Source organism: Agromyces sp. Root1464, from assembly GCF_001427265.1.
Lineage (GTDB): Bacteria > Actinomycetota > Actinomycetes > Actinomycetales > Microbacteriaceae > Agromyces > Agromyces fucosus.
Genome location: NZ_LMFU01000002.1, coordinates 1,648,183 through 1,662,010 on the forward strand (window position 1 = coordinate 1,648,183; position 13,828 = coordinate 1,662,010).

At 70.0% G+C, this 13,828-nt stretch carries 8 protein-coding genes; 4 read left to right on the forward strand and 4 right to left on the reverse strand.

Translation table 11 applies throughout. The features are described 5' to 3' along the window. The first annotated feature begins 212 nt into the window (after positions 1–212). Entirely contained in the window at positions 213–3,332 is a 3,120-nt protein-coding gene (locus tag ASD23_RS13250; RefSeq protein WP_056011375.1) for a M14 family metallopeptidase, read from the forward strand. Positions 3,333–3,518: 186 nt separating this feature from the next. After that, positions 3,519–4,811 (forward strand): MFS transporter, encoded by a 1,293-nt coding sequence (locus tag ASD23_RS13255; RefSeq protein ID WP_082571561.1) that lies wholly within the window; start codon positions 3,519–3,521, stop codon positions 4,809–4,811. 66 nt (positions 4,812–4,877) lie between these two features. Here the strand turns inward: ASD23_RS13255 and ASD23_RS13260 are convergent, their stop codons facing one another. Next, complete coding sequence (locus tag ASD23_RS13260) at positions 4,878–8,783, reverse strand: S8 family peptidase (RefSeq protein ID WP_056011381.1); 3,906 nt, start codon at positions 8,781–8,783, stop codon at positions 4,878–4,880. A gap of 83 nt (positions 8,784–8,866) precedes the next feature. Between ASD23_RS13260 and ASD23_RS13265 the strand changes: the two genes are divergently transcribed. Then, on the forward strand, positions 8,867–9,883 hold the full coding sequence (locus ASD23_RS13265) for a MarR family transcriptional regulator (protein ID WP_235507735.1): 1,017 nt from the start codon (positions 8,867–8,869) through the stop codon (positions 9,881–9,883). Positions 9,884–9,941: 58 nt separating this feature from the next. On the opposite strand, the gene ASD23_RS13270 is transcribed toward ASD23_RS13265, so the two are convergent. After that, the gene (locus tag ASD23_RS13270) at positions 9,942–10,808 is read right to left on the reverse strand and encodes a 3-hydroxyacyl-CoA dehydrogenase (protein WP_056011384.1); all 867 of its coding nucleotides are present in this window, start codon (positions 10,806–10,808) and stop codon (positions 9,942–9,944) included. A 44-nt stretch (positions 10,809–10,852) separates the two neighbouring features. Then, positions 10,853–11,362 (reverse strand): MarR family winged helix-turn-helix transcriptional regulator, encoded by a 510-nt coding sequence (locus ASD23_RS13275; RefSeq protein ID WP_056011386.1) that lies wholly within the window; start codon positions 11,360–11,362, stop codon positions 10,853–10,855. A 129-nt stretch (positions 11,363–11,491) separates the two neighbouring features. On the opposite strand from ASD23_RS13275, the gene ASD23_RS13280 reads away from it, so the two are divergent. Next, positions 11,492–12,295, forward strand: a complete 804-nt coding sequence (locus ASD23_RS13280; protein WP_056011389.1) for an MOSC domain-containing protein — start codon at positions 11,492–11,494, stop codon at positions 12,293–12,295. Here the strand turns inward: ASD23_RS13280 and ASD23_RS13285 are convergent. Continuing rightward, positions 12,292–13,821, reverse strand: a complete 1,530-nt coding sequence (locus ASD23_RS13285; RefSeq protein WP_056011392.1) for a collagen-binding domain-containing protein — start codon at positions 13,819–13,821, stop codon at positions 12,292–12,294. The genes ASD23_RS13280 and ASD23_RS13285 overlap by 4 nt on opposite strands. Between the last annotated feature and the right edge of the window lie 7 nt (positions 13,822–13,828).

The window sequence follows — 13,828 nt, forward strand, 5'->3', positions numbered from 1 at the left end:
CGCCCGCACCTCGGTGCCGGCGGGCATCGTCGTCTCCGCGGGCGACCGGCACGGCGAACGTCGTCGGCCCATGGGGGACTTGACAGCCGCGGCGGGTCGCAGGAGGCTAACCCCTGAGGGTCCGCAGTGAGCACAGAGTTGTGACGAGCATCAGGCACCCGAGACGACGTCGTCACTCCCGTTCTGGCCGAAGACGGACCGAAGGAGTCGTCATGGCTGGAACCCATCGCATTCCCAATCGCCTCGTCTTCGGGGTCGCCACGCTTGCACTGGCGTTCTCGATGCTCGGTCCCGTCGGCGCGAACGCCGTCGACGACGACACCGGGGCGCTCGACATGTACACGGCCGACGTGAGCTCTGCGGAGGCGGCCGAGATCGCCGCCGCCGGCTTCGACGTCGCCCAGAGCACGGTCACCGATTCGGGCGTGAGCATCGACCTGGTGCTCACCGCCGACGAGGCGAAGGGTCTCCAGGCCCACGGCCTCGACGTCAAGGTCAAGAAGAACAAGGACGGCAAGTCCGCTCGGCAACTGGCCGACGAGCAGGCCGCGGAGGGCTACACCGTGTGGCGCTCCTGGGACGAGCCGGGAGGCATCCGCGACGAGCTCTACCGCCTCGCGAAGCAGAACCCCCAGCTGGTGAAGCTCGAGGTGCTCGGCCACACCTACGAGGGCCGCGAGATCATCGCACTGAAGCTGACCCAGGGTGCCAGGGGCCAGGCGGACGGGACGCGCCCCGGCGTGCTGTACAGCTCGACGCAGCACGCCCGTGAGTGGATCTCCACCGAGGTCAACCGACGACTGTTGAACTACTACATCGACGGTTGGCGGACGAACGACAAGGAGATCAAGAATCTCCTCAAGAACAACGAACTGTGGTTCGTGCTCGTGGCCAACCCCGACGGCTACCAGTACACGTTCGACACCGAGCGACTGTGGCGCAAGAACCTGCGCGACAACGACAACGACGGCCAGGTCACACGGGCCGACGGCGTCGACCCCAACCGCAACTACCCCGAGCACTTCGGCTGGGACGAGGAGGGCTCGTCGTCGCAGAGCAGCAGCGACACCTACCGTGGACCATCGGCCGGCTCCGAGCCCGAGACGCAGGCGATGATGTCGCTCTTCGACCGGGCCGACCTCTCGTTCCAGGTCAACTACCACTCCTTCGGGCAGTGGCTGCTGTACGCGGAGGGATGGCAGACCGGCACGCCCACTGCGGACGACCCGATCTACTACGCACTGTCGGGCAACCGCGACGAGCCGGCCATTCCCGACTTCGAGCCGGGCCTGTCGTCGGACGTGCTGTACGTGACCAACGGTGAGACCACCGACTTCGCGCACTCGCAGGAGGGGACCCTGGCGTGGACACCGGAACTCGGCGAAGGCTTGCCGGCCGGCGGCGGGTTCGTGTTCCCCGACGACGAGGCGCAGGTGCAGGCGGAGTTCGAACGCGCCCTGCCCTTCGCACTCGACGTGGCGAAGTCGGCGGCCGACCCCGCCAACCCGGTGTCGCACCTGGGCCTCGAGACGAAGCCCTTCTACCTGCAGAGCGACGACACGTACAAGGACGGCCTGCCCCAGGTGAACCTGACGTTCGACTACTCCTACGGCGACCCGCAGGAGGTGCGCGTCATCGCCAAGCGCAGCCTGGGCGACGTGACGCTGAAGTACTCCATCAACGACGGCCCCGCCGTCGCCGCCCCGACCGAGGAATGGACCGGCGGTGACCGCTACGGCGGCAAGACCGGGGTCTACTTCCACACCATGCGCGGCGTCGTCACGGGGACCACTCCGGGCGACGAGGTCGAGGTCTGGTTCGAAGGCGGGGGCGAGTCGAGCGACTCGTTCACCTACAAGGCCGTCGAGGAATCCACCGACGACGTGCTGATCATGGCGGCCGAGGACTACACGGGTGCCTCCCCGGCGCAGGCCGGCGGACCGAACTACCTCGACTACTACCAGGACGCGCTCGACGCCAACGGCACCGGATACGACGTCTACGACGTCGACGCGCGCAACCGGACGGCACCCGACGCCCTTGGCGTGCTCTCGCACTACGACGCCGTCATCTGGTACACCGGCGAGGACATCGTCACTCGCGAAGCCGGCTGGCCCGGTGGCAACGCCTCGCGGCTGGCGATGGACAACACCCTCGAGGTTCGCGATTTCCTCAACGAGGGCGGCCAGGTGCTCTACACCGGCAAGTACGCCGGCAGCCAGTACGCGGCGGCGGGGGTCACGGGCAACCAGCTCTACGACCCCACGGCGGCGAATGCTCCGTGCCGCACGACCGAGGGCATCCTCGAGCGGTGCCGCCCACTCGGCGGTTCGGGCGACTCGATGAACGACACCATGCAGTACTGGCTCGGCGCGTACCTCGTCGTCGACGATGCCGGCACCACGGAAGACGGCCTCCTCGACGTCCTCGGCGTCGACACCCCGTTCACGGGCCTCGAGTGGGGCTTCAACGGCGCCGACAGTGCCGACAACCAGGACCACAGCAACTCGTACATCACGACGAGCGGCATCCTCGACCCGGCGGTGTACCCGCAGTTCGAGAGCTGGGTCGCCGGCAGGTGGGATCGTGAGGGTGGACCGTTCGAGCCGCACACCGGCGACGCGTACGCCTACTCGCAGATCGGCGACGTGTCGTACAAGCGGTTGACCAACACGGTCGCCGTACCGGCCGGCGGCGCCACGATGTCGTTCTGGGCGTCGTACGACACCGAGGCCGACTGGGACCACCTCGCTGTCGAGGCGCGCCCCGCCGGCGGGGAGGACTGGACGACCCTGCCCGATGTCAACGGGAACACCACCCAGAGCACCGGGGAGAGCTGCCCGGCCGGCTGGCGTGACCTGCACCCGCAGCTCGACCACTACCAGACGCTCGACGTCGCGGCGACGACGTGCACGTCGACCGGCACGACCGGTGAGTGGTGGGCCGACTCCGGCAACTCGGGCGGCTGGCAGCAGTGGTCGGTCGACCTGTCGGCGTACGCCGGCGGCTCCGTCGAACTGTCGATCGCGTACATCAGCGACTGGTCCACGCAGGGTCTCGGCGTCTTCGTGGACGACATCGAGGTCTCGACGGGCCAGGGCACGACGTCGTTCGAGAACGGCGACACCGGCGGATGGGCGATCGCCGGACCGCCTCCGGGCAGCGGCCCGAACCCGAACAACTTCATCATCACGACGGCCGCAGGGTTCCCCGAGGCCGCGGTGGTGGCCACCCCGGGTTCGCTGATGGCCGGCTTCGGCTTCGAGGGCATCGCCGATGCCGCCACTCGAGCCGACTGGATGGGCCGGGCGCTGGATCACCTGCTCGACTGACGGTCGAACGGATGCCTCGTCGTGACACAAGCGACGGGGCATCCGCTCGTCGGGGATACGCTGGAACGGACGGCCCGCACCCCTCGTCGTCGCAACCGACGAAGTGAAGGCCCCGTGACGATCGACCCCGCGCCAGTTCGCCCCTGGCGGCTGTGGCTGGTGTGGGGTGTCGGGGTCGCGGCCTACATGCTGTCGGTGACGAACCGCACGTCGCTCTCCGCGGTGGGCGTCGACGCCGCGGTGCGCTTCGACGCGGATGCCTCGACGCTGTCGATGTTCGCCGTGATCCAGCTCTTCGTCTACGGCGCGATGCAGATCCCGGTCGGGGTGCTGCTCGACCGGTTCGGCGCGCGCCCCATCATCACGATCGGCATGTTCCTGATGGCGACGGGCCAGCTCGTGATGGCCTTCGCCCCCGACGTCGGCACGGCGATCGTCGCCCGGATCCTGCTCGGCGCGGGCGATGCGGCCATCTTCCCGAGCGTGCTCCGCGTCGTCGCGGTGTGGTTCCCCACGCGGCAGGCGCCGTTCATGGTGCAGCTCACGGGAATCGTCGGGCAGTCCGGTCAGCTGCTCGCGATCCTGCCGATCGCGGCGCTGCTGCACGCAACGAGCTGGACCGTCGCCTTCGGCACCCTCGCCGGGCTCGGCGTGCTCTTCACCGTGCTGACGTTCGCCGTGATCCGCAACCGCCCGCCGGGCCGCGACGCCGACGTGAGCGTCGACACGAAGACCGGCGCCATCCGCGCGGTCACGTCGTCGGCCGACCTTCGTCAGGGGTTCACGGAGTCGTGGGCGCACCCCGCGACGCGGCTCGCATTCTGGTCGCATTTCACGACGCCGTTCTCGGGCACCGCGTTCGTGCTCCTCTGGGGGTTCCCGTTCCTCACGGTCGGCGAGGGCCTCACGCCCGCGATGGCCTCGCTCGTCTTCAGCGTCTACGTCGTCGCCGGCATGGTGATCGGGCCCGTCATCGGGGCGCTCTCGAGTCGTCACCCGATGCGGCGTTCGCGCATGCTCGTGCTGCCGATCATCGCCGTCCAGGTCGTCGCGTGGCTCGCCGTGATCCTGTGGCCCGGCCCCGCCCCGCTCTGGCTGCTCTTCGCGCTCGCCCTCGCGCTGAGCACGGGCGGCCCGGCGTCGATGATCGGCTTCGACCACGCCCGCACCCACAACCCGAGCCACCGGCTCAGCACGGCGACGGGCATCGTGAACGTCGGCGGGTTCCTCGCGGCCCTCCTCGCGATCCTGTTCATCGGCATCGCGATGGACGCGCTCGGCGCGGGCACGCCAGACACCTACAGCCTCGAGGCGTTCCGCCTGGCCTTCCTCACCCAGCTGCCGCTCTGGGCGCTCGGTGCGGGGTTCATCGTCTTCGAGCGCAAGCGCACGCGGGTGCACCTCGGGCTCGACGAGCCGCGGGTGCGACGCCGAGGCCCGCGCAATCACGACGAGCGCGACGCGCCCCGGCACGACTGAGGCCCGAGCGTTCGCTCGGGCCTCAGCTCGTTCACCGGATCACTGGATCACCGGTTCACACTGCATTCAGTGCCGGCCGCCCTTCTTCACCGCAGCGACCTCGAACGCCCGCTCGATCTCCTGGCTGAAGGTCGAGCCCGCGGCATCCGTCGCCGTCACTCGCAGGTCGACCCATGCACCGGCGTCGGGCACGCGGATCTTCGCGGCGTACGCCGTGACGACGTCGCGACCCTCGGAGAACATCGGCGGGCCGTCCTCCGACGGCTCGTCCACCGTGTCATCTGCCGAAGTGACCTCGAGTGCGATGGGCTGCCACTCGCCCCCGTCGACCCGCACCTCGAGCGTCGCGTCCGAGATGGCCGCGATGCCGGATGCCTCGGCGATGTGCCCGAGTTCGAGCTCGAGGTTCACCGGGGCGCCGCGCTTTCGCCCGGCACCGGCAAGGCCCGATTCGTCGAGGTCGACGTCGTAGTACGCCTGCATCATCGGCAGCAACTGGCGACCGGGATCGTCGGCCGATCCGGTCGACGTGAAGGACCACTCCGTCCGGGTCGACGTGGACGACTCGAGGGTGGTGCCGTCGTGCGTCGCCGTGTCGACGATGCGCCATTCGGACTCGCCGTCGGGGAGGTCCCAGAGCGTCGCGCCCTGGTAGTTCGACGACTTCGCGAGCGCCCCATCGATGTAGACCTCGATGAGTTGCGAGCGGTCGTCAGCACCCGAGTAGGTGTCGAACGCGCCGGTACGGTCGGCGTTCGCGCCGTCGGCCCACGACGGCAGGTTGACCTGCGCGTAGTCGCCGGTGCGATTGGGCGCCCAGTAGCCGGGCCCGACGTACGGCCGCACGATCGAGCCGAAGTAGCTCGTCTCGACCTCCTGGCCCGGTTCGTATGCGCGCTTGAGGTCGCGCACCTCCCAGCCTGCGTCGACGACCGTCGCGCCCTGGTACCACTCGACCTGATCGGTGTTCACCCATTCCGTGCGCTCGATGCCGCGCGTCGTGCGCATCAAGTAGCCCGTGCCGTACTGCACGCCCGGGACGAAGTCGTACCGGAACTCGCCGACGAGCTCGGGCTCGCCGTGGTACGTCGTGTCGATGCGTGCGAGTTCGCTCGGCTGGTAGTCGAGGTCATCGGGCACGGCACCCTCGCTGTACCGGACGATGTCCCAGATCTCGTCAGCGTCGACGATGCCCTCACCGGTGACGGTGACCCTCTTCCGGGCCATCGCCTCGAGCACCTGCCGCCCCTGGACGCCGCTGATCGCGGCGACCGGGATGGGCGTGTCCGACCCGTAGTCGGCGGAGCCCACCCACTCGCTGAGCTCTCCATCGGCGTCGTTCACGACGAGCAGCAGCGCAGCACCGGCGGCGACGGCGTTCGCCGACCGCTCGGGAGCGGAGACGACGTCGGAACGGGTCACGACCGCGACCTTGCCCGCGACATCGACCGCGGCGAACTCCTCGGCGCTGCCGAGGCCCACGTCGACCGCGCGTGCGCGGATCCCGCCGTCGAGCAGCGTGGATCCCGCTTGCGCGATGAGGTCGAGCCGCTCCTTGCCCGCGTTCAGCGACAGCGTCGGCTGCTGCAGGCGCCAGCGCGTCGTGAAGTCGAAGCTCTCGGCCTCGGGCGCCTCCATCGGTTGCGCGTAGAGCTCGTCGATCCAGACGGGCGCGAGGGCGCTGCCCGTGAACCCGTCGACCTGGTAGTCCATGCGGCGCACCGTCGCCTCGAGGTCGTCCTCGCCGACGTCGACGGTCACGGGCTCGGTGGCACGGGCGTCGAACGCGACCGTCGCCGCACCCTCGAGCACGACGTCGGGGTCGCCGACGAGCGCGATGGCCTGCGTGTCGGAGTTCCGGGCGACGTCCATGAACGACATCACCGAGTAGAGGCCTGCGGGCAGTCGCAGCGTGGTCTCGCCGTCGACACCGAACGAGGTGTACCAGCCGGTCTCGGCGTTCCAGATCCATCCGTAGGTCGCGAGGGGTTCGCCGTCGAAGCCGGTCGCCGTGACGGTGAGGTCGTAGCGTTCGGCTTCGGCGATGATGCCGAGCGCCGTGCGGGTGACGGTGCCGTCGTCGATCGCCGCCGTGAGCGCGCCCGAGAGCTGCGCTCCGGCCGGCACCTTCGACGGGTCGGCGGTGAGGGTGACCGAGCGGGTCTCACCGGCGGGGATCGTCAGCGAGGTCGCATCCATCGTCAGCACCTCGGATGCCTCGACGGCCGCGCGTCCGGGTTCGAGACCGCCGCCGGCACCCGGCGTGGTATCGGTGAGCGCCGCGGCCAGCTCGATCGTCGCCTCGGCGTCGCCGCGGTTGGCGTACTCGATCGTTCGGGTGACGAGCGCGTCGTCCTCGCCCCACGACAGCATGCCGAAGTCTCCGGAGCCGGAGGCCACGATGTCGGCCTCGATCGCCTCGGCGACATCGACCACGCCCGCGCCGACCTGGTAGGGCGTGAGCCCGACATCCGTCGCCGTGCTCGTGAGCGCCGCTCGCAGTTGTGCCGCCGTGTACTCGGGGTGCTGCTGCTTCACGATCGCCGCGGCGCCCGCGACGTGCGGGGTCGCCATCGAGGTGCCGCTCATGCTGACGTACGACCCCGAACCGTCGCTGTCTGCGGAGCGGGCGGCGGTCACGTCGTTGCCGGGACCTGCGAGGTCGGGCTTCATCGCTCCCGAGCGCACGAGCGGCCCCTGGCTCGAGAACCACGACAGCTCGCCGCTCGGGTCGTCGACCGAGCCGATGGTGAGCGCGCTCGCCGCCGAGCCCGGTGAACCGACCGTCTCGGGTGCCGACGAGTTGCCCGCGGCGACGATGAAGAGGGCGTCGGTCTCAGCCGAGATCTCGTTCAGTGCGACCGACATGAGGTCGGTGCCGTCGTCGCCGTAGCGCGTGCCGAGGCTCATCGAGACGATATCGGCGCGGTCGGCGGCCCACTCCATGGCGGAGATGATCCACGAGTCCTGGCCCTCGCCGGCGGCGCTCAGCACCTTGCCGACGAGCAGGTCGGCGCCGTCGGCGACGCCCCGGTGGGTGCCGCCGCTCGCGGCGCCGGTGCCGGCGATCGTCGAGGCGACGTGGGTGCCGTGGCCGTTGGGGTCGTCGGAGACGGCCTCGTCGGGCACGAAGCTCGTCGAGTCGGCGAGCACGCGGCCCGCGAGGTCGGGGTGGGTGTCGTCGTAGCCGGTGTCGAGCACGGCGACCGTGACGCCATCGCCGGTGTACCCGGCCGCCCACGCCTCGGGCGCACCGATGTACGGCACGCTCTCGTCGAGCGTCGCCTGCACCTTGCCGTCGAGGTGGATCGCCGCGACGCCGCCGCCGAGGCTCACCGCGTCGGGCTCGCCGGCGCCGAAGCTGCGGGCATCGGATGCCGCGGCATCCGTCAAGGCCGCCCAGGTCGATTCGGCGCTCGCGTGATCGGCCGACGCCGCGGCACCGCCGATGCTCGCGAGCGGGGTGCCGAGCGCGACGCCCGGCACGGGCTCCGGCGCCGAGCGGCGGGCGGCTGCATCGCCGTCGAGCTCGAGGATGACCGGCGTCGCGTCGACCGAGGCGTCGTCGTAGCCGTACTCGATGAGGCGGCTGACGTTGAAGAGATCGCGGTCGACGACGCCTGCCGCGAGGTAGGGCATCACGCCGCGGGGCAGCACGTGCAGTTCGCCCGCGACGTCGAGCGTCTGGAACCCCTCGCCCGGATCGACGGGATCGACCTCGACCGTGTGCGTGCCGTCGGCGAGGTCGGTCACGGTAACCCGGTCGCCGGTGATGAGGGTGACGGTGTGCGAACCGCCGGCTGACGCCGGGGTCGCGGGCGAGGCGGCCGGTGGTGCTGTGCCGCCTCCGGTCGGGTCGGCGGTGGCCGGGAGTGCGGCCGCGCCGACCCCGGCGACGCCGATCGCGAGGCCGCTGATGGCGGCGGCGATCGATCGGCGTCGATGTGCGGATGGTCTGATGCTTCGTGGCATTAGGGATACCTCTCACGCGTTCGGAGTGACTTGCCAAGCAACCTCTCACGCCCCGGTGGCTAGTGTGGTGGCGGAGAGATGCCATGGCTTCGATCCGCCAGACGGTGGATCGGCGTGACGCGGAACGGAAGGCCTTCGTGCTCGAAGCGATCGGACTGGACGACGAGCACACCGCGCTCTACCGGCTCATCCTGCAGTCGCCGTCGGCGAGCATCGGCGAGCTCGCGGCATCCGTGGCGAAATCGCCCGCAGAAGTGCGCGGGATCGTCGCCGAACTCGAGCGGCTCGGACTGCTCGCGCGACAGGCGTCCGCGCCCGACCGGGTCGTCGCCTCGCCTCCGTCGCTCGCGCTGCAGCCGATGCTCCTCGACCGCGAACGACGCCTCACCCAGGCGCACGAGGCGCTCGTCGAGCTGAGCGAGATCTACCGGCGCGGGGCGGCCCAGCGGGAGACGCCCGATGTCGTCGACGTCGTGCTCGGTGCGGATGCCGTGCGGCAGCGATTCGCGCAGTTGCAGGCCTCCGCCCGGCAGCAGGTGCGGGTCTTCATGCTGAGCGACGTGGCCTTCCTCGACGCCGAGCAGAACACCGCCGAAGACGACGCCCTCGAGCGCGGCGTGACCTACCGCGTCATCGTCGAGAAGGCGGTGCTCGAATGGCCCGGGTTCATCGACGCCGCGCGCGAGTCGGCGCCCTACGGCGAGGAGATCCGCGTGCTGCCGACGCTGCCCACGCGGCTCATCATCGCCGACGACGACATGGCGCTGCTGCCGATGAAGTCGCGCGGTGAGGATCGCTCCTCGGGCGCGCTGCTGGTGCATCCGAGCGGCCTGCTCGACCTCGTCATCGCGATCTTCGAGGAGTACTGGGCGACGTCGACCGGGTTCATCTCGACCGGCGAGCTGCCAGGCACGCACGACGCGGTCGATCGAGACCTGTTGAAGCTCCTGCTGCTCGGCCTCACCGATGCCGCGGCCGGCGCGCAGCTCGGCATCTCGGTGCGCACCGTGCAGCGGCGCGTCGCCGAACTCATGGAGACGGCGGGCGTCACCACCCGGTTGCAGCTCGGCGCCGAGGCCGTGCGCCGGTCATGGGTATGACGACGCGCCCGGGCCGTGGCCCGGGCGCGTGGTCGGTTCTGACGGGGTGGTGCTTCGCCTACTCGCCCTTCGGGTAGCTGTAGAAGCCCTCGCCCGTGGCGACGCCGAGCTTGCCCTGGTCGATGTAGCGCTCCTTGATGAGGGCGGCGAACGCCTGCTGCTTCGCACCGCCCATCATCGAGATGTTGTAGGCCGTCGTGAGGCCGACGATGTCGTAGATCTGGAACGGGCCCATCGGGGCGCCGGTGCCGATGCGCCAGGTCTTGTCGATCGCGTCGGGCTCGGCGATGCCGTCGACGAGGAGCTCGCCGGCCGCCTGCAGGAACGGTACGAGCAGGGAGTTCAGCAGGTAGCCCGCCTTCTCCTTCTTGATCTCGATCGGGACCATGCCGATCTCGCCGGCGAACCGGGCCACGGCCTGGAAGACCTCGGGGCTCGTCGCCTCGGTGCCCATGACCTCTGCGGTGTTGTGCACCCAGACGCGGTTCGCGAAGTGCAGCGCGAGGAACCGATCGGCGCGGCCGGTGAACGGCGCGAGGTCGCTCGGCAGCAGTGTCGACGAGTTGGTGGCGAAGATCGTGTGCTCGGGCGCGAGCGTCGCGAGCTGCTCGTAGGTGGCGCGCTTGATCTCGAGGTTCTCGGGGATCGCCTCGATCACGAGGTCGGCCTTCGCGACGGCTTCGCCGAGGTCGGCCGAGCGGGTGATGCGGCCGAGCGCCTCCTGGGCCTTGCCGTCGGCTGCGCCGTCGACACCCTCGGTGACGTAGGTGTCGGCGAGTGCGGCGAAGCGCTGCTTCGCGGCTTCGAGTGCGGCGTCGTCGATGTCGTATGCGACGACGTCGAAGCCGCGATAGGCGGTCTGGTACGCGATCTGCGAGCCGAGCACTCCGGTGCCGAGCACGGTGATGTTGCGCAGTGCGGTCATTGCTGTTCCTTCTTTCCTTCCGTCCCTTGTGGGGGCGCGGTGCCTCATGGCGCCTTGTCGAGAGGCGCGTCCGGCGCCTCGATCGGATGCCGCGGGCGGGTCTCCCCCGCGGCGCCGGTGTTGAATCGCTGCAGGTCGTGCGCGAAGCGTGCGACCTCGGCGTCGGTCCAGTCGTCGAGGGTCTCGTCGACGACGCCCTGCAGGATGCCGATGGCCTCGTCGTAGGCGGCCCGGCCCGAGTCGGTGAGTTCGAGCGGGCGGCCGCGGCCCGAGGCATCCGTAGTCTCGCTGACCACGCCGAGCTTCATGAGGCCGGCGAGCTGCCGCGAGACGGTGGAGCGGTTCAGGCGGAACGCCTGCGCGATGTCGGTGGAGCGGCAGCCAGGGTGGTCGACGATGTAGCCGAGGATCGACTGGTCGGTCATGCTCAGGCTGAGGTTCGCGATGCGCGCGTCGGCGACGCCGCGGCGGCTGATGACGATGAGGGCGCGCAGGATGCCGGCCGTGGCCGGGCCGCGCTCAGGCGTCGTGCCGGTGTTCGATTCGCTGCCCATTCCGCCTCCTGTTGCTTATTGCAACAGTAGTCGTGTCTGTTGCATTCCGCAACACTTCACTGCGGCGACGCAACGGTCCCACCGGCCACCGACAGGGCTCGGCCGGGTGAGGTTCGCTAGCATGCTCGAATGCAGGTCACGCGTCTCCGGATCCATCCCGTCAAGTCGTTCGCCGGAGTCGACGTCGACTCGGCCGAAGTACTGCCGTGGGGGCTCGCGGGCGATCGCCGTTGGGGCGTCGTCGACGCATCCGGTTCGCCGGTCACAGCCCGTGAGAAGAACCACATGCTCGGACTGACAGCCGAGCTGCTCGCCGACGGCGGGCTCCTGCTCGGCGAGCGCGGCGGCGCCGGGGATCCGCTCCGGGTCGATCGCCCCACGGATGCCGCACCGATCGCCGTGGGCCACACCCGGCAGGGCACGGCGCTGCCGGGCGGCGACGAGGCCGACGCCTGGCTGAGCACCCGGCTCGGCATCGAGGCGCGGCTCGTCTGGCAGCCCGACCCGCGCGAGCGCACGGTGAACGAGAAGAACGGCGGCCTCCCCGACGACCGGCTGACCCTTGCCGATGCCGGCCCGGTGCTGCTCGCGAGCGAGGCATCCCTCGCGCAGCTCAATGACTGGACCGATGAGGAGACGCCGTACCTCGACATGCTGCGCTTCCGGCCGAACGTCGTGATCGACGGTGACGAGCCGTTCGCCGAAGACGGCTGGCCGTTCGTCGACCTCGGCGACGTGCGCTTCCGCATCGCGAAGGTCTGCGACCGCTGCGTGATGACGACGATCGACCCCGTGACCATTACCCGCGGCAAGGAGCCGATCCGCACGCTCGCCAAGCACCGCCGCTGGGACGGCCAGACGTGGTTCGGCGTGCTCATGGTGCCGCTGTCGTCGGGCTCGATCGCCGTCGGCGACGCGGTGCGCCCGAGTTAGCGCGACTGTCTCCTGCGTGCACCGATCCGGAACCACAGGCCCAGCCCGATCGCGCATGCTGCGACGAGCATGACCGGTGTCGAGTCGGTTCCCGACGCGGCGAGCCCAGCGCCAGGCGGCCCCGGGGCCGGGTCTGGCGGGACGGTCGGAGTCGTGCCGGTGAAGACGTTCGTCACAGTGCACACGACGTCCTGTCCGGCGTCGAGGGTCACGACATCACCGTTCATGGCGGTCGCGCCGGTGCAGCTCCAGGGACCCTGCTCGTACCCTGCCGGTCCACCGCTTTCGCTCAGCACGTAGTCGCCGGGATCCGTCACGGTCCCGGTCACTTCAGGGGATCCGCTGACGCCTGTGATCACGGTGCTGCCGTCGACGGCACTGAGCGTCCAATCGGTCGGCACCGCCGAGCCGCCCTGCACGAGCTTGAGGAGCGTGAGCGTCGATTCGGGCGCGCTCGTCGCGCATGCGAGTTCGGCGTCGAACGGGCGATTGTGGAATTCCCGCGGGAAGCCGACGGGAACCGCGGGGCCGCCGTGGATCGCGGATGCCGCGATCAGGTTGCCCTCGAGGTTGTTCGTCCGGCGCCAGTCGACGACGGCGCGCGGTGCGTACACGGTGCCGTGCAGGCTGTCCCCACCGGTGACGGTCACCGTCGTGGCATCCGCGAAGTTGTACAGGATGAAGTGGGCCGCGGCGCCGCTGATCCCGGGCGAGTTCGGAATGGCCCCCGAGAAGTCGCCGGCGACGTTGATGAGCAGCGGAGAGGTCTGCGTCGGCACGTCGTCGAACTGCAGCTCCTGCAGGGTCGCGAGGTCGTCGGCCGAGATCGAGAGCACATTGGTCTGGTTCGGCTGCAGCCGCACGTGCCCCCGGAACGGTGCGCTCGGTGGGCTCGTGACGGGCACCCCCTGGTCATCGGTGAGGACGACGGTCGCCGGGCAGGTCGCGAGATCCGTCGACAGCTGTTCGTAGAGCGCGAACGCACCCTCGATGTCGATGAGCCCTGCGGGCACCGGCGCGGCGATCGAAGCCGGTGACTGCGCCGCGACGCCCTCGATGCGAGGCGTCTGATCGATCGCCCCGCCGGGTGCGGTGATCTGGTAGTCGTTGGGGTTCTTGTTGAACGCCGCGAAGGTGGAGGGGTCGCCGATCTTGGTGAAGCCCTGATTCAGGACTCGCAGGATCTGCCCCGATGCGGTGCTCGCCCAGTCGATCCCACCGCCGACGAAGAGGTGCACCGGGTTCGTCTCACCGGGCACCGTGAAGGTCGGAGTCGCAGCGGTACCGATGTTGTACGTCGTCCCGAAGCTCAGATCTCCGCCGAGTGCGATGGTTCCCTCGGACTCATCGGCGGCCAGGTGCACATCGCCGCGCACGACCACGGTGAAGCCGCTGTTCGCCGGGTGCCCGTCGAGATCCACGGTCACCGGATTCACCGGCCCGACGTCGGCGTGCGCCGGTGCGGCGACCCCGGCGACGGCCAGGGCCCCACCGGCCAGGCACGCCACGAGCGCGGCGGCTGACATTCGACTC